The organism is Curtobacterium sp. MCBD17_040 (assembly GCF_003234805.2).
In the GTDB taxonomy this organism is placed as follows: domain Bacteria; phylum Actinomycetota; class Actinomycetes; order Actinomycetales; family Microbacteriaceae; genus Curtobacterium.
This window is the reverse complement of record NZ_CP126273.1, coordinates 1,963,512-1,987,596: the sequence shown is the minus strand read 5'-3', so window position 1 is coordinate 1,987,596 and position 24,085 is coordinate 1,963,512. Positions and strand designations below refer to the sequence as shown.

At 73.5% G+C, this 24,085-nt stretch carries 24 protein-coding genes; 12 read left to right on the top strand and 12 right to left on the bottom strand.

Annotation, left to right across the window (positions count from 1 at the left end; genetic code table 11):
- The first annotated feature begins 53 nt into the window (after nucleotides 1-53).
- Both DEI94_RS09350 and DEI94_RS09345 read left to right on the top strand, forming a co-directional pair.
- A complete protein-coding gene (locus DEI94_RS09350) occupies nucleotides 54-257 on the top strand; it encodes a hypothetical protein (RefSeq protein ID WP_111025693.1) in 204 nt (67 codons plus the stop codon).
- Between the two features lie 259 nt (nucleotides 258-516).
- A complete protein-coding gene (locus tag DEI94_RS09345) occupies nucleotides 517-1,785 on the top strand; it encodes an MFS transporter (protein ID WP_111025692.1) in 1,269 nt (422 codons plus the stop codon).
- Between the two features lie 47 nt (nucleotides 1,786-1,832).
- Here the strand turns inward: DEI94_RS09345 and DEI94_RS09340 are convergent, their stop codons facing one another.
- The 4 genes from DEI94_RS09340 to metX form a co-directional block, all read right to left on the bottom strand.
- Complete coding sequence (locus DEI94_RS09340; protein ID WP_111009237.1) at nucleotides 1,833-2,504, bottom strand: response regulator; 672 nt, start codon at nucleotides 2,502-2,504, stop codon at nucleotides 1,833-1,835.
- Nucleotides 2,505-2,612: 108 nt separating this feature from the next.
- Nucleotides 2,613-3,929, bottom strand: coding sequence for a hypothetical protein (locus tag DEI94_RS09335; RefSeq protein WP_111025691.1), 1,317 nt, complete (start codon nucleotides 3,927-3,929; stop codon nucleotides 2,613-2,615).
- On the bottom strand, nucleotides 3,926-5,086 hold the full coding sequence (locus DEI94_RS09330; protein WP_111009235.1) for a sensor histidine kinase: 1,161 nt from the start codon (nucleotides 5,084-5,086) through the stop codon (nucleotides 3,926-3,928). Before DEI94_RS09330 ends, DEI94_RS09335 begins: the two co-directional genes overlap by 4 nt.
- A gap of 149 nt (nucleotides 5,087-5,235) precedes the next feature.
- On the bottom strand, nucleotides 5,236-6,456 hold the full coding sequence (gene metX / locus DEI94_RS09325) for a homoserine O-acetyltransferase MetX (protein WP_111025690.1): 1,221 nt from the start codon (nucleotides 6,454-6,456) through the stop codon (nucleotides 5,236-5,238).
- A 231-nt stretch (nucleotides 6,457-6,687) separates the two neighbouring features.
- Between metX and DEI94_RS09320 the strand changes: the two genes are divergently transcribed.
- Together DEI94_RS09320 and DEI94_RS09315 are read left to right on the top strand one after the other, a co-directional pair.
- Complete coding sequence (locus DEI94_RS09320) at nucleotides 6,688-7,695, top strand: SDR family oxidoreductase (protein WP_111025689.1); 1,008 nt, start codon at nucleotides 6,688-6,690, stop codon at nucleotides 7,693-7,695.
- Nucleotides 7,696-7,781: 86 nt separating this feature from the next.
- On the top strand, nucleotides 7,782-8,108 hold the full coding sequence (locus tag DEI94_RS09315; RefSeq protein WP_111025688.1) for a hypothetical protein: 327 nt from the start codon (nucleotides 7,782-7,784) through the stop codon (nucleotides 8,106-8,108).
- 162 nt (nucleotides 8,109-8,270) lie between these two features.
- Here the strand turns inward: DEI94_RS09315 and DEI94_RS09310 are convergent, their stop codons facing one another.
- The gene (locus DEI94_RS09310) at nucleotides 8,271-9,605 is read right to left on the bottom strand and encodes a bifunctional o-acetylhomoserine/o-acetylserine sulfhydrylase (RefSeq protein WP_111009231.1); all 1,335 of its coding nucleotides are present in this window, start codon (nucleotides 9,603-9,605) and stop codon (nucleotides 8,271-8,273) included.
- Nucleotides 9,606-9,798: 193 nt separating this feature from the next.
- Nucleotides 9,799-10,926 carry an acyltransferase family protein gene (locus tag DEI94_RS09305; protein ID WP_111025687.1) on the bottom strand — a complete coding sequence of 376 codons (1,128 nt, stop codon included), beginning with the start codon at nucleotides 10,924-10,926 and terminating at the stop codon, nucleotides 9,799-9,801.
- Between the two features lie 111 nt (nucleotides 10,927-11,037).
- On the opposite strand from DEI94_RS09305, the gene DEI94_RS09300 reads away from it, so the two are divergent.
- The 6 genes from DEI94_RS09300 (at nucleotide 11,038) to DEI94_RS09275 (ending at nucleotide 15,999) form a co-directional block, all read left to right on the top strand.
- Nucleotides 11,038-11,811: an SDR family oxidoreductase gene (locus tag DEI94_RS09300; protein WP_111009229.1), complete on the top strand. Its 774-nt coding sequence runs from the start codon at nucleotides 11,038-11,040 to the stop codon at nucleotides 11,809-11,811.
- Between the two features lie 34 nt (nucleotides 11,812-11,845).
- Nucleotides 11,846-12,409 (top strand): phosphoribosyltransferase, encoded by a 564-nt coding sequence (locus tag DEI94_RS09295; RefSeq protein ID WP_111009228.1) that lies wholly within the window; start codon nucleotides 11,846-11,848, stop codon nucleotides 12,407-12,409.
- The gene (locus DEI94_RS09290) at nucleotides 12,406-13,131 is read left to right on the top strand and encodes a Type 1 glutamine amidotransferase-like domain-containing protein (RefSeq protein WP_111025686.1); all 726 of its coding nucleotides are present in this window, start codon (nucleotides 12,406-12,408) and stop codon (nucleotides 13,129-13,131) included. Before DEI94_RS09295 ends, DEI94_RS09290 begins: the two co-directional genes overlap by 4 nt.
- Nucleotides 13,128-13,826, top strand: coding sequence for a uracil-DNA glycosylase (locus tag DEI94_RS09285; RefSeq protein ID WP_111025685.1), 699 nt, complete (start codon nucleotides 13,128-13,130; stop codon nucleotides 13,824-13,826). The genes DEI94_RS09290 and DEI94_RS09285 overlap by 4 nt, the downstream gene beginning before the upstream one ends.
- A gap of 75 nt (nucleotides 13,827-13,901) precedes the next feature.
- Nucleotides 13,902-14,507 (top strand): GNAT family N-acetyltransferase, encoded by a 606-nt coding sequence (locus DEI94_RS09280; RefSeq protein ID WP_111013757.1) that lies wholly within the window; start codon nucleotides 13,902-13,904, stop codon nucleotides 14,505-14,507.
- Nucleotides 14,508-14,574: 67 nt separating this feature from the next.
- The gene (locus DEI94_RS09275) at nucleotides 14,575-15,999 is read left to right on the top strand and encodes an amidase (protein WP_111025684.1); all 1,425 of its coding nucleotides are present in this window, start codon (nucleotides 14,575-14,577) and stop codon (nucleotides 15,997-15,999) included.
- A gap of 72 nt (nucleotides 16,000-16,071) precedes the next feature.
- Here DEI94_RS09275 and DEI94_RS09270 read toward each other — a convergent pair whose 3' ends face one another.
- The 6 genes from DEI94_RS09270 to DEI94_RS09245 form a co-directional block, all read right to left on the bottom strand.
- Nucleotides 16,072-16,872, bottom strand: a complete 801-nt coding sequence (locus DEI94_RS09270) for an ABC transporter ATP-binding protein (protein ID WP_111025721.1) — start codon at nucleotides 16,870-16,872, stop codon at nucleotides 16,072-16,074.
- A 53-nt stretch (nucleotides 16,873-16,925) separates the two neighbouring features.
- Nucleotides 16,926-17,759 (bottom strand): ABC transporter ATP-binding protein, encoded by an 834-nt coding sequence (locus DEI94_RS09265; protein WP_111013759.1) that lies wholly within the window; start codon nucleotides 17,757-17,759, stop codon nucleotides 16,926-16,928.
- Nucleotides 17,756-18,703: an ABC transporter permease gene (locus DEI94_RS09260; RefSeq protein WP_111025683.1), complete on the bottom strand. Its 948-nt coding sequence runs from the start codon at nucleotides 18,701-18,703 to the stop codon at nucleotides 17,756-17,758. The genes DEI94_RS09265 and DEI94_RS09260 overlap by 4 nt, the downstream gene beginning before the upstream one ends.
- Entirely contained in the window at nucleotides 18,700-19,650 is a 951-nt protein-coding gene (locus DEI94_RS09255; RefSeq protein ID WP_111009221.1) for an ABC transporter permease, read from the bottom strand. Before DEI94_RS09255 ends, DEI94_RS09260 begins: the two co-directional genes overlap by 4 nt.
- 22 nt (nucleotides 19,651-19,672) lie before the next feature.
- Entirely contained in the window at nucleotides 19,673-21,190 is a 1,518-nt protein-coding gene (locus tag DEI94_RS09250; RefSeq protein ID WP_111025682.1) for an ABC transporter substrate-binding protein, read from the bottom strand.
- Between the two features lie 72 nt (nucleotides 21,191-21,262).
- The gene (locus tag DEI94_RS09245) at nucleotides 21,263-22,180 is read right to left on the bottom strand and encodes an alpha/beta fold hydrolase (protein WP_111025681.1); all 918 of its coding nucleotides are present in this window, start codon (nucleotides 22,178-22,180) and stop codon (nucleotides 21,263-21,265) included.
- Between the two features lie 74 nt (nucleotides 22,181-22,254).
- Between DEI94_RS09245 and DEI94_RS09240 the strand changes: the two genes are divergently transcribed.
- Nucleotides 22,255-23,175 (top strand): siderophore-interacting protein, encoded by a 921-nt coding sequence (locus DEI94_RS09240; protein WP_111025680.1) that lies wholly within the window; start codon nucleotides 22,255-22,257, stop codon nucleotides 23,173-23,175.
- The gene (locus DEI94_RS09235; RefSeq protein WP_502869676.1) at nucleotides 23,172-24,083 is read left to right on the top strand and encodes an ABC transporter ATP-binding protein; all 912 of its coding nucleotides are present in this window, start codon (nucleotides 23,172-23,174) and stop codon (nucleotides 24,081-24,083) included. Before DEI94_RS09240 ends, DEI94_RS09235 begins: the two co-directional genes overlap by 4 nt.
- Nucleotides 24,084-24,085: the final 2 nt, after the last annotated feature.

Below are 24,085 nucleotides of genomic sequence, written 5' to 3'. Positions count from 1 at the left end.
TCGACAGGACGAAGCGCGATGGGCCACGACGTGGTCACGGACAGGAGGCTCGGATGATCTTCGAGGGATGGTGCCCCGACTGCGATCTGCAGACCGTGCTGGTGGACACCGGCGACGGGCCGGAGCACGGCGAGCAGGCGTGGGCGACCTGCACCGAGTGCGGTGTCGGCTGGACCTGGCGTGACGCGCTTCCCGAGCCGAGGACGTCCGGCCGTGACCGCAGCGACGACAACGAGGTCGCGGCTCGCGCGGCCTGAGCGCATGCACGGCTCGAACCGAGGCGTGGGCCGGACGCCGAGCAGGTCGAACCGATTCGACCGGACACGCCGAGCTGTGCTTCCGAGGCCACTGATGCCGATCTAGCATGGACGGAGCCCGTTGCGAACGGGCATGCTCGCCGCCGAGCGCTCCGGCTCCGCCGGTCGTGACGGCCCCGTCGGCGCGGCGAGGGAGCAGCGGGGCCCTGACACCAGCTCCGCGGCGCGATCCCGTCCGACCCCCGCCGGAAGACACGCCATGACCACGCTCACGCCCGCGCGCAAGACCGCGGCGCTCCTCGCGCTCGCCCTCGGTGGGTTCGCCATCGGCACGACCGAGTTCGTCGCCATGGGCCTCCTGCCGAACCTCGCGTCCTCCCTGCTGCACCACCAGTACGTGGTCGACCCCGAGGCCGGTATCGCCCACGCGGGTTGGCTGGTCAGCGCCTACGCGCTCGGCGTCGTCGTCGGCGCTCCGACGATCGCGGCGGCGGCGGCGCGGTTCCCCCGTAAGCAGCTCCTCCTCGGCCTGCTCGTGGGCTTCACGCTCGCCACGGTCGCCAGCGCGGTGCTCCCGTCGTTCGGCCTCGTCCTCGCGGCGCGGTTCGTGGCCGGCCTGCCGCACGGGGCGTACTTCGGCATCGCCTCGCTCGTCGCCGCGGAGATCATGGGCCCGGGCAGCCGCGGCAAAGGCGTGTCGATGGTGCTCGGCGGACTCACCATCGCGAACGTCGTCGGCGTCCCGCTCGTCACGTTCATCGGTCAGCACGCCGGATGGCGCGCCGCGTACCTGATCGTCGCGGCGCTGTTCGCGCTCACCTTCGTCGCGGTCGCCACGCTCGTACCGTTCCACCCGGCCGAGCCGGGCGCGTCGTTCCGGCGGGAGCTCCGCGCGTTCCGGGTCCCGCAGGTGTGGATCATGATGGCGTGCGGTGCCATCGGCTTCGGCGGCTTCTTCGCCGTGTACTCGTACATCTCACCGCTGGTGCAGCACGTCACGCACCTGCCCGTGTCGTTCGTTCCGTTCGTGCTCGTCACCGTCGGCGTCGGCATGACGGTCGGTAACATCGCGGGTGGTCACTTCGCCGACGTCGACCTGCGCCGGGCCATGTACGTCGGGTTCGCCGCGCTCATCGCCGCGCTCCTGCTCGTGACGCTCACCGCGGCGACCGTCGTCGGGCTGTTCGTCGGGATGTTCGCCCTCGGTGCCACCTCGTCCATGATCTCGCCGAGTGTCCAGTCGCGGCTCATGGACGTCGCGGGGGAGTCGAAGGGCATCGCCGCGGCGCTCAACCACTCGGCGTTCAACATCGGGAACAGCCTCGGCGCGCTCCTCGGGGGCAGCGCGATCGCCGCCGGCTGGGGCTACGCCGCCCCGGGCTGGATCGGCATCGTCCTGGCACTGCTCGGCCTCGGCATCATCACCATCAGCTTCTCGATGGAGCGGCGGACGAACCGTCGCACGGCCCTGGTGCGGGACCAGCACCCGCGCACCGGCCCGATCACGTCGCCGGTGCCGACCGTCTGACGTGCGAGACGGCCGAGACCCCTCGGGGTCTCGGCCGTCGCGGATCCTCAGAGCCCGTGCGGAGCGTCCGTCTGGATGATGATGCCGTCGGTGATCGCACGCTTCCGCAGGGCGACCTTCGTGCCGACGTCGAAGCCCGCGACCCGGTACTTCTCGCGGATGCGCTTGAGGTAGCTCTTCGCGGTCTCCTCCGAGATCCCCAGCTGGTAGGCGACGCTCTTGACCGGCTCGCCACCGCCGTACAGCGCCATGACGCGGCGCTCCTGGGCACTCAGCTTCGGCACGCCGCCGACGTCCCCCGCGTTGAGCGCCAGGTCGAGCTCGGCGGAGATGTACGGCTCGCCGCGGTGCGCGGAGCGGATCGCCTCGACGATCATCTCGGCGCCCTCGCTCTTGACGAGGTAGCCCATGGCACCGGAGCCGAGGGCCTCGCGCACGACGTTCGGCTCCGAGTAGGTGCTCATGACGACGGTCGTGACACCCGCGGTCTTCAGCGTGGAGATCTTGAGGGAGATCGGGATCGAGTCCTTGAGGTCGAGGTCGAGGAGCACGACGTCGACAGGGAACGCCGGATTGGTCAGGAGTTCGGGCCACGTGGTGACCGCCGCGACGAGCGTGATGTCGTCGGCGGCTCCACGGATCCACTCCGTGAGCGCTCCGAGCAGCATGCGGTGGTCGTCGACGAGTGCGAGTCGGATGGGGTCCTCGGGAGCTGCCACGAGCGGCGTCCTTTCTTGGCGGTACCGGGATCCTAGGTGGATCGATCGGCGGTGGAGGAACAGGCGGTCAGTGTGTCGCGGCTGGTGCCCGGGATCCGGTGACGGTGGTCACATCGACGGGTGTCGGTTGACGACGCAGTGCACGACGACGTGCAGGACGCCGTCGCGGACGGTGTCCGTGTACGGCCCCACGCGTTGGAGCGCGCTCCACGCCGCCGGGCCGAGCCGACGTCGTGGGACGCCGCGTGACTCGATGACGACGGGCACGTCCATCGTCTCGTCCGACACGGGATGACCGGCGGCGCCCATCGGACCGAGGGTCACCGACACGGTCGCGCTGCCGGTCGTCGCGGCGCGTCCGTCCCCGACCATGAGCCAGATCGCCTGCAGGAGACCGTCGCGCTGCGCGGGGGTGAGGTGGCCGGCGAGCGAGCCCGGATCGGTCACGCTCACGGCGCGCCCGAGGTGGTCGGATTCCGTGATCGCGTGGTACAGCCAGGTCTCCCGGCGCCCCTCGATGAGGTGCAGCCGGAGCTCGGTGGCGAGCTGCGCGGCCACGGACGCGTTGGCGGGGGAGAGCGGCAGGGGGTCGGTGCCGTTCGCGACGCTGTCCAGGAGCTTCTCGGCGGCGAGGTCGAGGCGCGCGAGTTCCTCGGACGCGAGCATCCCGACGGCGAACTGCGGCGCCGTCACGGTGCTCTGGACGAGCACACGGTCGAGTTCGCGCTGCACGAGCTGTCGGAACCGATGCACGATGAAGAGCGCGACCGACGGCGGGACGAGGACGAGCGCGAGCATCGAGACCTGCCCGGGCAGGGTCGTCCGGTCGATCGGCGTCGAGACCAACGTCATGACGACGAACGCCACACCGAGCGCGACGATCGCCACGACGACCTCGCGGGCGGGACGCAGCGTGGTCATCGGCAGGAGCGCGAACCCGGCGGCGATCGACGCGGTCGCGGTGTGAGCGATGTCGTGCTCGGGCCAGACCGCGATGAAGTCGAGGGCGACGACGCAGGCGAGCACGAGGCAGATGAGCGTGAACGCGAGCCCGGTGAGGCGCTCGCCGTACGTCAGCACCGTCGCGGTCACCCCGATCGCGGCGACGATGTAGAGCAGCCACGCGGCCGCGGCGGCGTACGGGTCGCTGTAGTCGGGCCAGTGCACGAGGAACAGCACGATGCCCGACACGGCCTGCAGGGCGGTGAGCACGGCCGCTCCGAGGCCGAGGTGACCGGTGCCGAGCGACGCCCCGGGCTGCGCCGCCTGCTGCAACGAGCGCGCCCCGGTCGAGGTCGACGGCAGACCACGCGCCTGGCGCCGGTCGTTGCCCTTCGCGCGCTCGCGGGCCTCGCGCCGTGTGCGTGGGGGTTCCTCCCGGCTGCCGATGGTCTCGCGGCCGATGGTGTCCTCGGGGAAGGTCATCGCGGGGCCTCCAGGACGACCGTCGTGCCCGAGCCGGGCGCCGAGAACAGGCGGGCGTCGCCGCCGACCTCGCGGAGGCGGTTCACGACGCTCTCCTTGAACCCGAGGCGCTCCTCGTTGATGGAGTCGATCTCGAATCCGACGCCGGAGTCGGTCACCATGGCGCGGACCATGCTCGTGTCGTGGACGATCGTGACGTGCGCCTCGGCGACACCCGCGTGGCGGCGCACGTTCTCCAGGCACTCGGCGAGCGCGAGCAGGAATGCGTCGAGCACGTGTGTGGGCAGGAGGACCTGACCGGTGCCGTGCCAGCTCACCTCGAGCCCCATGCGCCCGAACCGCTGCTTGACGGACTCGAGGGTCTGCCCGAGGGGTGACTCCTCGGTCTGGGTCAGTGTGTAGCCGTTCGACTCCTGGGGCTGCGGGGTCGCGCCGAGGCGGAGGTGGCGGAGCAGTCGGGCGTCCTCCGCTGCCTGCTCGCGCATCGCCTGCTCCGAGACGCCGACCCCGGAGTGGGCGAGGAGCGTCAGGGTCGCGAGGACGGTGTCGTGCAGGAGGCGGGCCCCCTGGCGACGCTGGGCCTCGGTCTCGCTCGCCTGCCGCTCGGCGCGGTGTGCGTTGCCGATGCTGAAGATCCTGCGAGCGACCCGCGGGATGCTCAGCGACACCCAGTAGGCGATGACGCAGGTGAGCACCCAGCCGAGCAGCACGCCGCCGACGGGGCTCGCGAACGGCGAGCGACACGTCCAGACGACGATGCCGACCGCGGCGACGCCGGACAGGAGCACGAGCACGAGCAGCGCCGGACGGCCGCGTTGCGACATGACGAGCGACGACAGGCCACCCGCGGCGAGGGGCACCAGGCCCGCGGCGACGACGTCGCGGTCGCCGGCGTCGCCGACCGACTGGGTGAGCGCGACGAGGGCACCGACGCCGCCCACGACCGCCAGGACGGTCCAGTACCAGGCGCCGTTCGCACCGACACCCCAGAGCGCGCCGACGAGCACCGCGACGCCGAGGAGCCCGACGACGAGCGGCGCGGTCGGGATGCTGCCCGCGCACAGGACCGCCACGACGCTGACGAGTGCGCAGACGATGCCGACAACGCGCGTCGTCGTCCGGAGCAACCGGTCACGTTCTTGCGCGATGAGGTCCATCGATGTCCTGCAGGGGGAAACGGATCCGCGAGGTGGTTCCTTCGCGTTCGACCATGCTCGCACAGACGGCACCCGTTCGAGGGGATCCGGCACGGTCCGGGTCCCCGGTCTGGTGCTGAATCGTTATCACCAGCGAACGATCGCGGCGGTCACGCGTCGTGCAGCAGCCGCCGGAGGTGCCGCCCCACGGCTTCGTGCTCGATGAGGAAGCCGTCGTGTCCGTAGGCGCTCGCGATGACCGTCGCGCGGTCGCCGTCGAGGGTGTCCGGGATGCCCGCGGCGATGCGGTCCTGGTCCTCGAGGGGGAACAAGCGGTCGCTCGTGATCCCGACGACGAGGGTGCGGGCACGGACCCGCCCGAGTGCCGGGACGACGCCGCCTCGGCCGGTCCCGACGTCGTGGGAGTCCATCGCGTGCAGGAGCGTCAGGTACGAGTCGGCGTCGAACCGGCGGGTGAACTTGTTCCCGTGGAAGTCGAGGTAGCTCTCGACCGAGAACCGTCCGTCGTCGCCGAGCGGCGACACATCGCTCTGCCAGCTCCGGGCGAACCGCCCGTTGAGCTCGTCGGGAGCGCGGTAGGTCAGGAGCGCCATCCGGCGGGCGAGCGCGAGGCCGCGGTGCGGGCCGTCGCCGGGTTCGGCGTCGAAGTAGTCGCCGCCGGCGTACCCGGGGTCCATCTGGATCGCGGCGCGCTGCAGGGAGTTCCCCGCGATCTGGTCCGCCGTGGTCTGCGCCGGTGCCGACAGCACCGCCAGCCGCTCGACCCGCTCCGGGTACGTCACGGCGAACTCGAGGGCGTGCATGCCCCCCATCGAACCGCCGACGACCGCCGCGAACCGGTCGATGCCCAGGTGGTCCGCCAGGCGCGCCTGGACGCCCACCTGGTCACGGACGGTGAGGAACGGGAACCGCGATCCCCACTCGACGCCGTCGGGGGCGAGTGCGGACGGCCCCGTCGTGCCCTGGCAGCCGCCGAGCATGTTCGGCGCGACGACGAACCACCGGTCGGTGTCGATCGCCCGACCGGGGCCGACGACGTCCTCCCACCAGCCGGCAGTCCGGTGTCCGGGCCCCGCCGGGCCGGTGACGTGCGAGTCGCCGGTGAGCGCGTGGAACACGAGCACGGCGTTCGAGCGCTCGGCGTCGAGTTCGCCCCAGGTCTCGTAGGCGACGCGGGTCGACGGGAGCACCCCGCCGCGGACGGTCACGCCGCCGAGGTCCAGGAACCGGCGGGAGCCCGCCGGGTCGCCGGGTCGCCAGGCGCCCGTCACCGGTGGCTTGCCGACGATCCCGAGGCCGCCACCGAGCAGGGCGGGACCGGGGACCAGGGTCGAAGGGACCGAGTCCTCCGGGGTCGTCTGCCAGTCCATCGTCCGCCCATTCTCCCGGGGTCGCGGACGGCGTGGGTGCTTTGTTACGCGAGGGGCGTGGCGGGCGGGCTCCGGGCCTCCCGGCCGGCCCCGGCCGGGATCCACGTCCGTCTCAGGGAGCGGGGCGATCGGACGTGCGCCGCCCCACGCTCGCTGAGCGCCGCCGACGGCCGTCCGGTAGACGTGGAGGGCCGCGCCGCTCGGGCGACGGCAGGACGCGAGGAGGACCGGATGGCTCGTGGGATCGCCGTGGTGACGGGAGGCTCGGCCGGACTCGGCCGGGCGACGGTGCGGGAACTCGCCGCACGGGGCTGGGACGTCGCCGTCCTCGCCCGCGGGCAGGAGGGCGTCGACGCGGCGGTCGCCGAGGTGCGGCGAGCCGGGAGGCGCGGCCTCGCGCTCGTCGCGGACGTCGCGGATCGCGAGGCCGTCGAGGCCGCCGCCGACCGCGTCGAGGCCGAGCTCGGGCCGATCGACCTGTGGGTCAACGGGGTCATGGTCGGCGTGTTCGGCTCGTTCATGGACACCGACCCGGACGACTTCGCGCGGGCGAACCAAGTGACGTACTTCGGGTTCGTCAACGGGACCCGTGCCGCACTGCGTCACATGCGGCCGCGGGACCGTGGACAGGTGATCCAGGTCGGCTCCGCGCTCGGGTTCCGCGGGATCCCACTGCAAGCGGCGTACTGCGGCGCCAAGCACGCGATCGTCGGGTTCACCGAGTCGGTCGTCAGCGAGCTGCGCAACGAGGGCAGCAACGTCACGGTCTCGCGGGTCGACATGCCCGCGCTCAACACGATCCAGTTCAACTGGGTGAAGTCGAAGTTGCCACACCACCCGCAGCCCGTGGCGCCGATCTACCAGCCCGAGGTCGGGGCCCGCGCCATCGCGACGGTCGCCGAGCGGCCACGCCCGCGGACGTGGGTCGGAGAGTCGACCGTCTACACGATCATCGGGAACCGGATCAGCGGCCGGTTCGCGGACTGGTACGCCGCCCGCACGCTCGTCGACGGCCAGCAGGCGCCGCAGAAGGACGAGCCGATGCTGCCCGACAACCTCTACGAGCCGGTGCCGGGGGACCACGGTGCGCACGGGATCTTCGACGACACCGCCCACGCGTGGTCGCCGCAGACCTGGTTCGTCGAGCACCGCCGCCTCGGGTCCGCGATCCTCGCGGGCGCGATCTGCGTGGCCGGCGTCGTCGCCACCGCCACCCGTTCCGTGGGTCGCGGCCGATGAGTCTCGGTGCAGCACCGGGGCGCCGCACCGGTCGGGAAACCCGGCACCCGTCCGCACGGCCCGGTTCCGCCGCCGCGGTGGAGGTGATGCGGGGCGGCCTGGGCGTCCTGCACCTCCTCGCGGCGCGAGGCGGTGCACCCGACCGGGCAACGGGTGCGCGTCGGGGCGGGGTCGCCGCGTTCCACCGGGTGCTCGGGCTGCGGCAACTCGTCGAGGCCGTGGTGCTGCGCCGGGTCGACACCCCCGACGCGCACACGGTCGCCGCCGTGGTCGATGCGACCCACGCGGTCTCGATGCTGCCGCTGCTGCTCGTCGGCGGTCGGTGGCGACGCCTCGGCGCGTCCCAGCTCGTGATCGCGGTGGGGCTCGGCGTCGCCGAGGCGCTCCTCGTCGGCCGGGGCCGCCGCCGCTAGCCCTCGTCGGCCGGGGCCGCCGCCGCTCGCCCTCCTCGGCCGAGCCGCCGCCGCCGCTCGCCCTCCTCGGCCGAGATCGCAGAACACGCCGTTGTCACAGCGGTCGAAGCGGCGTGTTGCGTGATCTCGGCGGGAGGGCGTCGAGCCGGGCCCGGTCGGTCGTCAGGCGGTGAGGCCCGCCTCGGCGACCCGACGCGCGGCGGCGAGCCCGGCCTCCAGGTCGGCGATGAGGTCCGCGACGTTCTCGATGCCCACCGACAGACGGACGAGACCCGGCGTCACGCCCGTGGTGAGCTGCTGCTCGGGCGTGAGCTGCGAGTGCGTCGTCGACGCCGGGTGGATCACGAGGGACCGCACGTCGCCGATGTTCGCCAGGTGACTGAACAGCGACAGGTTGTCGACCAACGCCCGGCCGGCGTCGACGCCGCCCTTGAGCTCGAACGACAGCACCGCGCCGACACCCTTCGGGGCGTACTTCGTGGCCGCGGCGTACCAGGGGCTCGTCGGCAGTCCGGCGTACGCGACCGTCGCGACGTCCGGGTGACGGTCGAGCCACTCCGCGATCTCCTGCGCGTTCTGCACGTGCCGCTCGATCCGCAGGCTCAGCGTCTCGATGCCCTGGAGCAGCGCGAACGCGGTGTCCGGCGAGTTCGAAGCACCGAGGTCGCGGAGGAGCTGCACCCGCGCCTTGACCACGTACGCGAGGCCGTCGCCGACCGCCTGCGTGAACACGGCGCCGTGGTACGACGGGTCGGGCTGGTTCAGCTCCGGGAACCGCTCGGCGTGCTGTGACCACGGGAACCGGCCGCCGTCCACGAGCACGCCGCCGATCACGGTGCCGTGGCCGCCGAGGAACTTCGTCGCCGAGTGCACCACGATGTCGGCGCCGTGCTCGAACGGACGGATGAGGTACGGCGTCGCGATGGTGTTGTCGACGATGAGGGGCACACCGGCGTCGTGGGCGACGCCGGACACCGTCGCGATGTCGAGCACGTTGATCTTCGGGTTGCCGATCGTCTCGGCGAAGAAGAGCTTCGTGTTCGGCCGCACGGCCCGGCGCCACTCGTCCGGGTCGTCCTGGTCCTCGACGAACGTCGTCTCGATGCCGAGCTTGGCGAGCGTGTACTTGAACAGGTTGTACGTGCCGCCGTAGATCGACGACGAGGACACGATGTGGTCGCCGGCGCCCGCGATGTTGAGCACGGCGTACGTCTCGGCCGCCTGCCCGGAGGACACGAGCAGGGCGCCCGTACCACCCTCGAGCGCCGCGATGCGCTGCTCGACGACGTCGTTCGTCGGGTTCATGATCCGCGAGTAGATGTTGCCCGGCGCGGCCAGGGCGAACAGGTCGCGGGCGTGGTCCGAGCTCTCGAAGACGTACGACGTCGTCTTGTAGATCGGCGTCGCGCGCGCCCCCGTCGTCGGGTCCGGTCGGGCACCCGCGTGCACCTGCGTCGTCTCGAAACGCCAGGTCGTCGGGTCGGTGGTCTCGGTCATGGTGTCCGTCCTCGCAGTCCGCACGCGCCGTGGTGACGTCGGGAGGGACGGCGCACCCTCGCGGTCCGGCCAGGCTAGGACCGCCCTCCACCCACGGCAACGTCGGGCGTCAGCGCGCGTAACACGGCGGCGTCGGGACTCGTCGGCGACCCGCTCCGGGAGGCGCGGGTCGGGTCGGGAGGCGCGGGTCGGGTCAGGAGGCGCGCGTCGCCTCCGACGTCGGCTGCTGGTCCGGGTCCCGCCGGAACAGCAGCGGCACCCGCGGCTCGAGCAGCCACCGGGTCGCGGCCCGGACCGGTGGCGTCGCGAGCAGCACGGCCACCGTGATCGCGAGCGCCACCATGAGCAGCAGGTACGGCCAGGCCGAGTGCGGACCCGACAGCACCCCGGACTCCCGGATCGGGTAGAGCACGAAGGTGTGCAGCAGGTACACGTACATCGTCGCCTGCCCGAAGGCCGACAACCACACCCGCCGCCGCGGGACGAGCAGCAGGAACGACGCCGTGAGGGCGCTCGCCAGCACCATGAGCCCCAGTCGCAGGAACCCGGCCCACCAGGCGTCCTGTCCGAGCCCCGAGTACGAGTCGTCGTAGAAGAACCAGTGGTGCAGTTCGAACGAGCGGAACGGCCGGACGAACACGACGCACGCCGAGCCCCACGCCGCGAGCACCACGACCGCGGCCGACCGCACCCACACGACCACCCGCCGCGGCGCGCCGGCCCACCGGTCCATCACCCCCCAGCCCTTGAGCTGCCAGCCGAGGAGGAAGAACGGCATGAGTCCGATCGCACGGGACAGCGACAGGGTGGAGTCGACGTTGTCGAGGTACCCGACGCCGATGCTCGCGGCGACCGTCCACAGCAGCGGCCACCGGAGTTGCGCCAGGTAGGGGAGCACGAGTCGGAAGATCCCGAGCGCGAGCAGGAACCAGAGTGTCCACGTCGGCTGCGTCGGGTTGAACTGCTTCCGGCCCTCGACGATCGACTCCACCACCGTCCAGATCGTCTGCATGACGATGTACGGCACGACGATCTCGGCGATCGTGCGTCGCATCCGCACGGCGGTCGGGGTCGCGGACGACGAGAAGTACCCGCTGATCACACCGAACGCCGGGATGTGGAACGCGTAGATGAACGTGTAGAGCGCCATCGCGTGGTCGCTCGCGGTCGTCTGCCGCTGGATCGCGTGCCCGATGACGACCAGCGTCACCGCGAGGAACCGCGCGGTGTCCCACAACGGCACCCGCACCCGCGCTGGTGCAGGCCCGTCGGGAGCGACCGGAGGAGCCGAGGGCGCGGTCGAGAGGACGTCCGTGCTCATGCCCCGCCACGCTACCCGAACGCGCACCATGATGACCGCCCCCTCGGGGTCGCCCCGGTAGCGTTGGACGACAGGAGTCGGCACCGGAGTCGGCACAGGAGGACACAGCACATGGCAGCACGACGCGCGGTCGTCACGGGAGCGAGTTCGGGCATCGGAGCGGCGACGGTCCGCCTGTTCCGCGCGCACGGATGGGAGGTCGTGGCGGTCGCCCGGCGCGAGGACCGGCTGACGGCGCTCGCCGAGGAGACCGACTGCGAGGCGTTCGTCGCCGACGTCACCGACGCATCGGCCGTCGCGGCGCTCGCCGCACGGGTCGGCGAGCTGGGCGGCGTGGACGCCCTCGTCAACAACGCGGGTGGCGCGTTCGGGCTCGAGCCGGTGGAGACCTCGAGCGTCGACGACTGGCGTGCCATGTTCGAGGTCAACGTCATCGGCACGAAGCAGGTGACGAGTGCGCTGCTGCCCCACCTCCGGACCCGGGCCGACGTCACGGGCGGCGCGGACGTCGTGACGGTCACGTCGACCGCGGCGACGGTGCCGTACGAGGGCGGCGCAGGCTACAACGCCGCGAAGGCCGCGGAGCACGCGCTCGTCGCGGTCCTCCGCCTCGAGCTGAGCGGCGAGCCGATCCGGGTCGTCGAGATCGCCCCGGGGATGGTCCGCACCGAGGAGTTCTCGCTCGTGCGGTTCGGCGGCGACCAGGACCGCGCGGACGCCGTCTACCAGGGCGTCGCCGACCCGCTCGTCGCCGAGGACGTCGCCGCCGCCATCGTGCACGCGGTCGAGCTCCCCGCGCACGTCAACCTCGACCTCGTGACGATCAAGCCCGTCGCCCAGTCCGCGCAGCACAAGGTCGCCCGGGGCGAACTCCGCACCCGGTAGCGCCCGCGGACCGTGAGGGCGATAGCGTGGCGGGATGACCTGCCCCGCCGACGCCGTCCCCGCGGCAGCGCCCGCCGATCCGGCGCCCGCCACCGTCACGTCCGCGGGTGCCGACGCACCCCCGTCCCACGCCGAGGTGCTCGGGTGGCTCGAGTTCGGGGACGCCGCGCGGCACCTCGCCAAGGACGTCCTCGACGCGGGGTTCGTGCCGGACGTCGTCGTCGCGGTCGCCCGCGGCGGACTCCTCATCGGCGGTGCCGTCGCCTACGCCCTCGGCACGAAGATGTGCGGGTCGATCAACGTCGAGTTCTACACCGACGTCGAGCAACGGCTCGCCGCGCCGATCGTCCTGCCCCCGGCACTCGACGCGCCGAGCCTGGCCGGCAAGCGCGTGCTCGTCGTCGACGACGTGTCGGACAGCGGCCGCACCCTCGCGCTCGTCGTCGACATCGTCCGGCAGGCGGGGGCGGACGTCCGGAGCGCCTGCCTCTACTCCAAGCCCGGAACCGTCCTCGAGCCCGACCACGTGTGGCGGCGCGTCTCCGGGTGGATCACGTTCCCGTGGAGCGCCCTCGCACCCGTGACGGCCGAATCGTGAGCGTCCACCTGGTCGGTGGCGGCACCGACGCCACCCAGGCCTCCGACGTGTACGGACGGTTCCTCGCCGAGGCGACACAGCGCGGCACGATCGTCGGCCGGTCCGCGCCGCGGGTCGCCGTCCTCGCGGTCGGCGCACCCGACGCGGCCGACACCCTGGTCGCGCTGCTGGGCGAGGCGGGCGGTGGCGACCTCCTCCCCGACGTCGTCGCGGCCGGCGCCACGTTCGACACCCGCGTGCTCAACGACGTCGACGGCCTCGTGATCGCAGGTGGTCGCACGCCGGACTACGTGACGGCGACGGTGCCGCTCGTCGACCAGATCCGGTTGCTCGTGGCCGATTCGCTGCCGTACCTCGGGTACTCGGCGGGCGCGATGATCGCGGCGGACCGAGCGCTCGTCGGCGGGTTCCGCGTCGGCGGGGTGGACGTCTCGCCGGAGTGGACCAGCGAGGGCCTCGACGAGGTCACGCTGCAGGAGGGCCTCGGCCTCGTCGACCTCGCGATCGACGTCCACGCGGCGCAGGCGGGCACGCTCTCGCGGCTCGTCGCCGCCGCCGAGGCCGGCGTCGTCGCGGGTGGTGTCGCCATCGACGAGGACACCGTCCTCATCGTCGGCGAGGGCGCGCTCGAGGTCCGTGGCTCGGGCAGCGTCTGGCGGGTCATCGCATCGGAGGACGGCGAGGGCGACCAGTTCGTCTCGGTGGCGACGATCGGCGCATGACCGACGGCGTCGCGGTGCACCCCCTCGCCGAGCTCGTCGACCCCGGCTGGGCGCGGGCGCTCGCACCCGTGGAGGACGACGTCCACGCGATCGGGGCGTGGCTCCGGGAGGAGGTCCGCGCCGGACGTCCGTACCTGCCGGCGGGCCCGTCGGTCCTGCGGGCCTTCGCCGACCCGTTCGACGACGTCCGCGTGCTCGTGCTCGGTCAGGACCCGTACCCGACGCCGGGGCACCCCATCGGTCTGTCGTTCGCCGTCGACCCGCACGTCCGGCCGGTCCCGCGGAGCCTCGCGAACGTGTACCGGGAGCTCCGGGACGACCTCGCCGTCGAGCCGCCGGTGCACGGCGACCTCCGGGCCTGGTCGTCGCGCGGCGTCCTGCTCCTCAACCGCGTGCTCACGGTCGGGGTCGGCGCGCCGGCGTCGCACCGCGGGCGGGGCTGGGAGCGCGTGACCGAGCAGGCCGTGCGGGCGCTCGCCGCCCGCGAGGCGCCCCTGGTCGCGGTGCTGTGGGGTGCGCAGGCGGCGGCGGTGCGGCCGTTCCTCGGGGACACACCGGTGGTGGCGTCGGCCCACCCGAGTCCGCTGTCGGCCGCACGCGGCTTCTTCGGCTCGCGCCCGTTCTCGCGCGTGAACGCGCTGCTCGAGGCACAGGGCGCGGAGCCGATGGACTGGGCCCTCCCCGACACGGTGTGAGCGCCGGACGCCCCGCCTCGCCGGTCCGTAGGCTGGCGGGCGTCGCGGCCACCGCGGCCGGGAGGGACGGGTGCGGTGCTCGAAGAGGAATACCAGCCGCGTCGGCGGTTGCCCCGGCACCTCCGGCCCGCGACCACACCCGAACCGGCGTTCACCTACGTGATCCGGGCGGCCGAGCCGAGCGACCTGCCCGACGTCCGTGACATCCACGGCCACTACGTCCGGAACTCGTCGGTCACGTTCGACGCGTCGGCGTTCTCGTTCGCGGCCTGGAAGCAGCGCTACGACGACGTGCGGCGCCGCGGGCTGCCGTTCCTCGTGGCCGAGAACCCCTCGGGGCAGATCCTCGGGTACGCGCTCGTGACGCCGTGGAACCCCCGGGACCGCTCGAACCGCGTGGTGGAGGACTCGATCTACCTCCGCCCGGCGTCGGGTGGCAAGGGGCTCGGACGTGCCCTGCTGACCGCGCTGCTCGAGGAGAGTGCGGTCGCCGGGGTGCGCGAGGTCGTCGCGGTGATCGCCGACCGGGCCGCCGAGGCGTCGATCCGGCTGCACGCGTCGCTCGGCTTCACCGAGACCGGACGGATGGCGCGCGTCGGCTACAAGTACGAACGGTGGCTCGGCACGGTCACCATGCAGCTCCGGTTGCGGGGCGGCCGGGGCCGACGCCCGCTCGCATGACCGTCCGCACCGCCGGGAGCCTCCGCCTCCGCGCCGCCGCCGGCGCCGCTGGCTAGGCTCGGGAGCCGTGTTCGAACTCCACCACCTCAGCGCGCAGGACCTGTGGGACTGGATCCGTCGGGGCGAGGCCTCCCCGCTCGAGGTCGCGGAGCACTACCTCGGCCGGATCGAGCGCATCGACCCGGGACTCGGGGCGTTCACCGCGGTGACCGCCGACGCCGCCCGTGATCGTGCTGCCCACCTCGCCGAACGGGTGCCGACGTCCAGGCCGCTGTGGGGTCTCCCGAGCGGTGACAAGGACCTCGTGGACCGAACCGGATTCGTGACGCGGGCGGGCTCCCGAGCGGTCGCCGCGACGCCGGCGGTCGCGGACAGCCCGCTCGTGCGGGCGCTCGACGACGCCGGGACGGTGTCCCTCGGCCGCACCGCGACCCCGGAGTTCGGCTTGTCGTCGACGACCGAATCGCTCGCGACCGGTGCGACGCGGAACCCGTGGGACACGTCGGCGAGCCCGGGTGGGTCGAGCGGTGGTGCGGCGGTGGCGGTCGCGGCCGGGTTGCTGCCCGCCGCGGTCGGGTCCGACGGCGGCGGGTCGGTGCGGATCCCGGCAGCCGCGACGGGCCTCGTCGGGCTCAAGCCGTCCCGCGGGCGGGTGCCGGCGATGCCCGGGCGCGCCGGACTCGGCGGACTCGTGGTGGCCGGGCCGATCACGCGGTCGGTCGCGGACGCCGGGATGCTGCTCGACGCCCTCGTGGCGCCGACCGGTCGCGCGGTCCCGGAGCCGTTCGCGCTCCGCACGCCGGACGAGGGCGAAGGTCCGTTCACGGCCGCGGCGACCCGCGGCGAGGGCCGGTTCACGGTCGGGCTCCTGCACGGGTCACCGTGGGACGACGCCGTCGACGTGCGGACGAGTCCCGAGGCCGCCGCGGCGGTCGCGGAGACCCTGGCACTCCTCGACGCGCTCGGGCACGGCGTCGAGGACGTCGCGATGCCGCGGGTGGAGTACGCCCGGTGGTTCCGTGTCGCCTGGCAGGCCTCCGCGGCGCGCATCCCGGACGTGCCCGGTCTCGACCCGTCACGCCTGGAACCGCTCACCGCGTGGCTCGTCGAACGCGGACGGGAGCTCTCGGGCGTGGCGGTGCTCGAGGCCATGGCCGGACTCGATGCGTTCTCGGTCGCCCTGGTGCAGGCGTTCGCGTCGTACGACGCCGTGCTCACCCCGACGCTCGCGCTCCCGCCGCGACCGCTCGGCTGGTACTCGGACGACCCCGAGGAGAACTTCGCGGACCAGTGCCGGTACTCGCCGTGGACCTCGATGTGCAACGTCGCCGGGCTGCCGGCGATCACGCTGCCGGTGTCGACCACGGACGCCGGCCTCCCCATGGGCGTGCAGCTCATCGGCCGCCCCGGTGGGGAGCGCACGGTCCTCGCCCTCGGCGCCCAGCTCGAGCGTCGGGTGCGATGGCAGCGGCGGCACCCGCCGCAGTGGTGAGGTCGGTGGGCCGGACGCCGTCCGCGGTGCAGGGCGACGGCCTCCCGCCCGGCGCAGCGGTCGGGCCGGACCTCAGACCGGCGGGAGCGTCGGCGCGGCCGCGACGAGTCCCCGCGTGACGTCGTGCCGCGGGTCGTCGAGCAGGGTCACCGGGCCCTGCTCCACGATCCGCCCGGCGTCCATCACCGCGACCCGGTCGCACAGCCGCTGCACGACGCCGACGTCGTGCGACACGAGCACGAGCGTCATCCCGAGGTCCTCGGTCAGGCGGTCGAGCAGGTCGATCACCCGGGCACGCACGACGACGTCGAGCGCGCTCATCGGTTCGTCGCCGACGAGCAGCGCGGGCCGGTGCACCACCGCGCGCGCGATCGCGATGCGCTGGCGTTGACCGCCGGAGAACTCGTGGGGGAACCGGTCGGCGGCGTCGTCCGGCAGGTCGACCCGGTGCAGGGCCTCGGCGACGAGCGCCGCGTGGTCGCCCGGCACGCGGAGGGCGCGCAACGGCTCACCGACGGTCCGACCGATGCGCATGCGCGGGTCGAGCGACGCGTACGGGTCCTGGAACACGATGCCCGTGCGGCGCCGGAACCAGCGCGTCGTGCTCGCGGAGGCGGCTGCCGACAGCGGGCGACCCCAGGCGCTGACGCTCCCGGACGTCGGTGCCTCGAGCGCGGTGAGGAGGCGGACGAGCGTCGACTTGCCCGAGCCCGACGCGCCGAGGACGCCGAGGCGCGCACCCGCGGGGACGGTGAGGTCGACGGCGTCGACGGCGGTCCGCGTGGCGCCGGGCTCGAACGGGCCGCGACGCGGGAGCCGGTAGGTCCGTGACAGTCCGCGCGCCTCGAGCGCGGGCGAGTCCTCGTGCTGGATGTGCCCCGCCGCAGCGGCCCCGACCCCCCTCCCGCCGCTCGTGGTGTCCTCGCTCACGGGGTCCTCCTCGCGGTGGCGGCGGCGGCCGCGACGAGCGCGGCGGTCGCGGGGTGCCGCGGCGCGGCCAGGAGGCCCGTCACCGGACCCGACTCGACCACTCGTCCCGCGTCGAGCACGACCGCGGTGTCGGCGATGCGCGCCAGGACGGCGAGGTCGTGCGTGACGAACACCAGACCGGTGCCCCGCTCGTCGGCGGTGCGGTCGAACAGCTCGAGGACCCGGGCCTGCGTCGTCACGTCGAGCGCCGTCGTCGGTTCGTCCGCGAGGAGGAAGGCCGGCTCGCCCGCGAGGGCCATGGCGATGCACACGCGCTGCCGTTGGCCGCCGGACAGCTGGTGCGGGTACTGCCGCAGCAGGCGCTCCGGGTCGGGCAGGTCGACCGCGACCGCCAGGTCCACGGCGGCCTGGGCGGCGGCGCGGCGGTCGAGTCCGCGGTGCAGCCGCAGCGGCTCCGCGATCTGCGACCCGACCCGCCGGATCGGATCGAGTGCCGTCCCGGGCTCCTGGAACACCATGCCGATCCGACGACCGCGGTAGCGGGCGTGCTCGCGGTCCGACAGACCGACGAGCTCGTCGGGGCCGAGGCGCACGCTGCCCGAGACGGCGGCATCCGGGGGCGTCAGGCCCATCACCGCCAACGCGGTCATCGACTTGCCCGACCCCGACGCGCCGATCACACCGACACGGGCCCCGGCGGGGACGGCGAACGAGACGTCGTCGAGCACGGTCCGCCCGCCGATCCGCACGGTGAGGCCGCGCACGGTGAGGTCCGTCGTCGCGCCACGACCCGGACCGCCGGCGTGCTCGGCGCGGTCGACGGCGGTCATGCGGTCCCTCCGTGGACCTCGACCGTGGCGTCGGCGGCCGCGGGCATCACTGCGGTCGCGCCGGTGTCGGCATCGAGGTCGCGCCGTCGTCCGGTCAGTCGTGGGTCCGACGCGTCGCGCACGGCGTCGCCGAGCAGGGACAGCGCGACGACGACGAGGGCGATCGCCGCCCCCGGCCAGGCCGCGCTCCACGGGTGCACGCCGATGTAGGTCTGCAGGTCGGCGAGGAGACTGCCCCACGAGGCGGTGGACGACGACGCGCCGTACCCGAGGTACGACAACCCGGCCTCGGCGAGCACGGCCGTCGCCATGGCGAGCGACAGCTGCACGGTGAACAGCGGTGCCGCGTTCGGCACGAGGTGGCGGAGGAGCACGCCGACCGGTCCGACGCCGGCGGCGCGCGCCGCGGTCACGTAGTCGCTCCGCGCGATGCGGCGGATCTCGCCGCGGGCGACCCGGGCGATCGTCACGCCGAAGCTCAGGCCGACCGACACGACGACGACGCCGAGCGAGCCGCCGAACACGGCCGTCAGGAGCATCGCCGTGAGGAGCGTCGGGAACGCGACGAGCACGTCGAGGAGCACGGCCATGCCCTCGCGGACCCACCGGCTCGTCAACGACCCGACGGCGGTCAGCAGCATCCCGACCACCGAGGCGATGACGCCGGACCCCACGGCGACCAGGACCGTCGTCCGCGCGCCCGCGAGCACGTAGCTCGCGATGTCGCGGCCGACGGCGTCGGTGCCGAACCAGTGGGCGGCGCTCGGCGCTCGCCACTGGTGGAACGGGTCGGTGTCGAACGGGTCGTACGGCGTCCAGAACGACGCGACGACCGCGGCCACCACGAGGAGCCCGAGCACGACGACCGCCACCGCGCCGGACGGCCGGGTGACGAGCCGTCGGAGGAAGCCGCGCTCGCCCCGTCCCGCGGCCCGGGCGGTCACGCTGCCTCCCGGAGACGGGGGTCGAGGAGGCGGTGCGCCACGTCGACCGCGAAGCCCACGACGAGCACGAGGCCGGTGAGCACGAGGAGCTCGGACTGCACCTTCGTGAGGTCCCGGCGGCCGACGTCCGTGACGAGCATGCGTCCGACGCCCGGCAGCGCGAACACCTGTTCCACGAGGACGGCGCCGACGAGCAGCCCCGCGATCTGCACGCCGAGGACCGCGAGCACGGTGAGCGCGACCGACGGCAGCCCGTGTCGCAGGAGCGCTGCCCGTCGGGTGAGCCCGACCGCCGCCGCGGTGCGCAGATGGTCGGCCCCGAGGACGCCGAGCGTCGCGGAGCGCGTGAACCGGAGGACGACCGCACCCTCGACCGCGCCGATCGTCAGCGCCGGCAGGACGAGGGCGGCGAACGCGCGCCCCGGTTCGTGCCAGCCGTCGAGCGGGAACCCCTGGGTCGGCAGGAGCCGGAGCCGCACCGCGAACACGGCGACCAGGAGCATGGCGGCCCAGACGACCGGGATCGCGGCGACGGCCTGCGCCACGATCGAGATGACCACGCCGGCGGGTCGACGTCGGAGGACCGCGGCGACCACGCCGAGCGGCACCCCGAGCACGAGGGCGAAGAGCAGGGACAGGCCCGCGAGCGGCAGGGTGACGGCGAGCTTCTGCGCGATCTGCGGTGCCACCGCGCCACCCGTGACGAGGGAACGGCCGAGGTCGCCGTGCAGGACCCCACCGATCCAGCTGAGGTACTGCACGACGAGCGGACGGTCGAGCCCGAGTTGCCGACGGACGGCGGACACCTGCGCGGCCGACGCCTGCGTCCCGGCGACGACCTGTGCGACGTCGCCGGGCAGGACCCGCAGCGCGGCGAAGACGATGACGCTCGCGACGAGGAGGCCGACGGCGAGCAGGAGCAGCCGCCCGACGAGGAATCGGGTCACGGGGTCAAGCCTACGAGCGGCGTCACCCCGTGACGGCGAGCTTCGACAGGTCCAGTCGCGTGCTCGTCGAGTTCGTGGGGAAGCCGGTCACGCCGTGGCGGATGGCGGTGATCGTCGTCGCGGTGTAGAGCCACTCGCCCGCGGCGTCCTCGCTGACGATGCGGGCGGCCTTCCGCAGGTCGGCGTCCCGTTCGCTCGTGTCCGTGGTGGCGAGGGAGTCGGCGTAGAGCTGCTGCACCTGTGGGTTGTCGTACCCGAAGTAGTAGTCCGGGTTCGCCCAGTTGCCGAAGTCGCGCGACTCGGTGTGGTCGACCATGCTCAGCTGGAAGTCGTGTTTCCCGAACACCTGGTCGAGCCAGGTGGTGAAGTCGACGCGCTTGACGTGCAGGGTGATCCCGACCTTCGCGAGCTGCGAGGTGAGGACGTCACCGATCGTCGACGGGTAGATGTTCGCGTACGTGAGCGTGAGGTCGAGGTCGTGCTTCCCCGCCTGCTGCAGGAGCTTCCGCGCGTCGGCGGGGTCGTACGCGTCGATGTCCGTCAGGTCCTGGTACCCCGGGTCGAGCGCCGGGATCGGTCCGCCCTGTTCGACGCCCGTGCCGCCGATGGCCTTGATGAGCGCCTTCGGGTCGATGGCCTCGCGGATGGCCCGCCGGACCCGCACGTCCGTGAACGGCGCTTCGCGGTCGTTGAAGGCGAGGGTGTACTTGTCGGTCGTCTCGCCGGTGTGCAGCGTGATGCCCGAGGCCCCCTGGAGCTGGCCCTTCAGGGTGCCGTCCACCGCGGTCTCCACGTCGAGGTCGCCGTTCGCCATGGCGTTGACGGCGGTCGACGCCTCGGTGATGTAGCGGAAGACGACCTTGGCCACCTTCGCCTTCGCGCCCCAGTAGCCCTTCCAGCGGGTGAACGTCAGCGAGTCGCCCTGCTTCCAGCTGCTGACCCGGAACGGCCCCGTGCCGATCGCGCTGTCCGAGCGGTCGTTGTGGGCGCCACGCTCGAGGACGACACCCGCGCGACCGGTCAGCGCGAACAGCAGGTTCGAGTCGGGACGGGCGAGCCGCACCACCACGGTGTGGTCGTCCGGCGCCGTGACGTCCGAGACCGACGCGAGGTCACCCGCGTCGACGTAGGTCGCGCTCGCGCGGAAGTCGTCGAGCGACCACGCGACGTCCGATGCGGTGAGTGGGGTGCCGTCCTGGAACCGGATGCCGTCGCGCAGCGTGAACGTGTACGTGCGACCGTCCGCCGACACCGACCGCTTCGACGCGAGCACGTTCCGGATGCCCCCGTCCTGCGTGCGTCCGACGAGGCCCTGGTACACGTTGTCGATGAGCACCTGGTCGAGCGCGGCGCCCGACTGCTTCCGGATGTCGAGGCTCGTGGGCTCGAGCACCAGGCCCACCCGGACGGTGGCGTCCCGGCCGCCGGAGGTGTCGTCCGACGCGCCGGAGCAGCCGGTCAGGGCGAGTGCCGCGGTGACGGCGAGTGCGGCGGCGATGAGGCCGGAGCGGCGCGGCCCGGAGCTGCGGAGCGGACGCATGTCGTGGGGGTTCCTTCCGTGCGGACGGCGGCGGTCGCCGCGGTGCGCTCGGACGAGCGTACCGGCAGGCGGTCACCGGGGGTTCGTTGGCTCCCAACGCCGGAGCACGTCCGCGAGTTCCCGCGGCGCCTGGGTCTGCACCGTGTGTCGCGCGGGGACCGTGACGATCCGGGCCGACGGCAATCGCTCCGCGAACCGGCGGGCGAGGGCCTGGGACACGTAGCCGCGGTCCCCGCGCACGAGCAGGACGGGCACTGGGAGGGACTCGAGGTCGTCCCACGCGTCGGCGAACCGACCGATGTGCGCCGCCCCCGGTTCGAGGTGCGGGAAGTGGTGCCGCCGCACCCACCGGCCGTCGGGGGCGCGCCGGGTGGCGTGACGGGCCTCCCGGGCGAGCGCGACGGGGTCGTCGCCGAGCCGGAGTGCCAGGGCCCGCACGACCACCTCGTCGAGGTCGGCGAAGTCGGGTTCCTCCTCGAGGGCGCGGACGATGCGGTCCACGGCGCGCTGGGTGAAGTCCGGTGACATGTCGAGCAACACGAGACCGGTCACGCGGCCCGGCGCGATCGCGGCGACGCGGGCGGCGACGATCGCACCGAGCGAGTGGCCGACGAGCACCACGGGGGGCGTGCCGAGCGCGTCGAGCGCGTCGACGACGGCCGGCGCGACGGTGTCCGCCGAGTAGACGGCGTCCGCCCGCCACGAGGACCGGCCGTGTCCGGGCAGGTCGACCGCGAGTGCCGGTACGCCGAGCAGCAGCGCGGTCGCGTCGAACGTGTGCGCCTCGAGTCCGACGCCGTGCAGGAACACGACGCGGACGTCGTGGGCGTCCCGGGTCGCCGCGGCGGTGGCGCGCCAGCGGACGGCGCTCACCGTGGCACCGTCGCCGACGGTCGCGGTCAGCCGGGAGGCCCGGAGCGGCTCCGTCACGCCGAGGTGCGCCGCGAGTGCGGGAAGGTCGCTGAACTCGTCGGGGTCGGGCTCGGTCACCCCGACATCCTGGCAGTCCGCCGATCACCTGCTGGACCGGCTGCGGTGATTTAGGTAAGGCATGCCATACTCGGATGGTGTCGACCCGGTACAGGACCTTCGCGGTGCGCGTCCTGCGCATCACGCCCCTCACGCCGCACTTCGTCCGCGTGACGCTGACGGGTGACGAACTCGCCGACTTCGCCGCCGTCGGTCTCGACCAGCGCATCAAGGTCGTCCTGCCACTGCCGCACGGTGGCTACGAGAGCGTCCCGGGCGACGACGCCGGGGACTGGTTCACCGCCTGGCGTGCGCTGCCCGACGAGCGCCGCAACCCGATCCGCACCTACACGGTCCGGTCGTTCCGGCCGGGCGCGCGCGAGCTCGACATCGACTTCGTCGACCACGGCGACATCGGACCGGCGTCGCGCTGGGTCGGTGGCGCCACGGTCGGTGACGAGCTCCGCGTCGTCGGACCGGTCGTCGCGCGGGGGACCCGCGCCGAGGCCGACACCGGACGGGGCGCCGCCGAGTTCGCACCCGGGAGCGCGCAGCGCGTCATGATCGCGGGCGACGAGACCGCCGCCCCGGCCATCTGCGCGATCCTCGAAGCCCTCGACGCGGGGACCGTCGGGCACGTCTTCATCGAGGTCCCGACCGAGGCCGACCGGCTCCCGGTGGCCGCACCGCGCGGGGTCGAGGTCACCTGGCTCCCGCGGAACGGCGCGGACCACGGCCTCCACATGACGGAGCAGGTGCGGTCGTGGGCGCTCGCACACCGGGCCTCCCGGGCTGCCGCGGCCGCGGCACCGGTCCTGGCGGACGTCGATGTCGACAACGGGATCCTCTGGGAGGTCCCGGACGACGACCGTGCCGACGACAGCGTCTACGCGTGGATCGCGGGCGAGGCCGGATGTGTCAAGGAGATCCGCCGCCACCTCGTCCGTGGTGCCGGCATGGACCGGCGCTCCGTGGCCTTCATGGGGTACTGGCGCCGCGGGCGCGCCGAGTGCTGAGCGGGACCACGACCGGCACACCGAGCCCGGTGCTCACGGCGCGGGGGCTCACCCTCGCGTACGACGACCGCGTCGTCGTCGAGTCGCTCGACATCGACGTCCCGGACCGGGAGCTCACCGTCATCGTCGGGCCGAACGCCTGCGGCAAGTCGACACTGCTCAAGGCGCTCGCGCGCACACTCACCCCGACCGCGGGCACGGTGTCCCTTGACGGCCGGCCGATCCGCTCGTACCGGTCGAAGGCCGTGGCCCGACGCGTGGCGATGCTCCCGCAGACCCCCGTCGCGCCGGCCGGCATCACGGTGCGCGACCTCGTCTCCCGCGGTCGTTACCCGCACCAGGACCTCTGGCACCCGATGTCCGCGGACGACCGCGCGGCGGTGGACGCGGCGCTCGAGCAGACGAGCACCGCGGAGCTCGCCGACCGGAGCGTGGACGAGCTCTCGGGTGGCCAGCGCCAGCGGGTGTGGATCGCGATGGTCCTCGCCCAGCAGACCGACGTCGTGCTCCTCGACGAACCGACGACGTTCCTCGACATCGCACACCAGTACGACGTCCTCGAGCTCGCGGCCTCGCTGCACGCGGCGGGGCGCACGGTCGTCGCCGTGCTGCACGACCTCAACCAGGCCGCCCGGTACGCGACGCACCTCGTGGCCATGGACCGCGGGCGGATCGTCGCGCAGGGGCCGCCCGCCGGGGTGCTCACGGCCGACCTCGTCGAACGGGTCTTCGGTCTGGCGTGCGTCGTCGTCCCGGACCCGGAGACCGGCACGCCGCTCGTCGTCCCGCGCGCGGGCGCCGCCGCGGCCGCGCGCTCGGCCGCACGGGGCGCTGACGGCACCGGCGGGCGCGCCGCCTCGACCGTCCGCGGGGACGCCGAGTCGGCGACGGTCCGCGAGGCGGACTGACC

Excerpts from the sequence above, each read along its gene's own strand:
- DEI94_RS09350 (WP_111025693.1), top strand. The coding sequence starts at position 54 with ATGATCTTCGAGGGATGGTGCCCCGACTGCGATCTGCAGACCGTGCTG.
- DEI94_RS09345 (WP_111025692.1), top strand. The coding sequence starts at position 517 with ATGACCACGCTCACGCCCGCGCGCAAGACCGCGGCGCTCCTCGCGCTC.
- DEI94_RS09335 (WP_111025691.1), bottom strand. The coding sequence starts at position 3,929 with ATGACCTTCCCCGAGGACACCATCGGCCGCGAGACCATCGGCAGCCGG.
- DEI94_RS09330 (WP_111009235.1), bottom strand. The coding sequence starts at position 5,086 with ATGGACCTCATCGCGCAAGAACGTGACCGGTTGCTCCGGACGACGACG.
- metX (WP_111025690.1), bottom strand. The coding sequence starts at position 6,456 with ATGGACTGGCAGACGACCCCGGAGGACTCGGTCCCTTCGACCCTGGTC.
- DEI94_RS09320 (WP_111025689.1), top strand. The coding sequence starts at position 6,688 with ATGGCTCGTGGGATCGCCGTGGTGACGGGAGGCTCGGCCGGACTCGGC.
- DEI94_RS09315 (WP_111025688.1), top strand. The coding sequence starts at position 7,782 with ATGCGGGGCGGCCTGGGCGTCCTGCACCTCCTCGCGGCGCGAGGCGGT.
- DEI94_RS09310 (WP_111009231.1), bottom strand. The coding sequence starts at position 9,605 with ATGACCGAGACCACCGACCCGACGACCTGGCGTTTCGAGACGACGCAG.
- DEI94_RS09305 (WP_111025687.1), bottom strand. The coding sequence starts at position 10,926 with ATGAGCACGGACGTCCTCTCGACCGCGCCCTCGGCTCCTCCGGTCGCT.
- DEI94_RS09300 (WP_111009229.1), top strand. The coding sequence starts at position 11,038 with ATGGCAGCACGACGCGCGGTCGTCACGGGAGCGAGTTCGGGCATCGGA.
- DEI94_RS09295 (WP_111009228.1), top strand. The coding sequence starts at position 11,846 with ATGACCTGCCCCGCCGACGCCGTCCCCGCGGCAGCGCCCGCCGATCCG.
- DEI94_RS09285 (WP_111025685.1), top strand. The coding sequence starts at position 13,128 with ATGACCGACGGCGTCGCGGTGCACCCCCTCGCCGAGCTCGTCGACCCC.
- DEI94_RS09265 (WP_111013759.1), bottom strand. The coding sequence starts at position 17,759 with ATGACCGCCGTCGACCGCGCCGAGCACGCCGGCGGTCCGGGTCGTGGC.
- DEI94_RS09250 (WP_111025682.1), bottom strand. The coding sequence starts at position 21,190 with ATGCGTCCGCTCCGCAGCTCCGGGCCGCGCCGCTCCGGCCTCATCGCC.
- DEI94_RS09240 (WP_111025680.1), top strand. The coding sequence starts at position 22,255 with ATGGTGTCGACCCGGTACAGGACCTTCGCGGTGCGCGTCCTGCGCATC.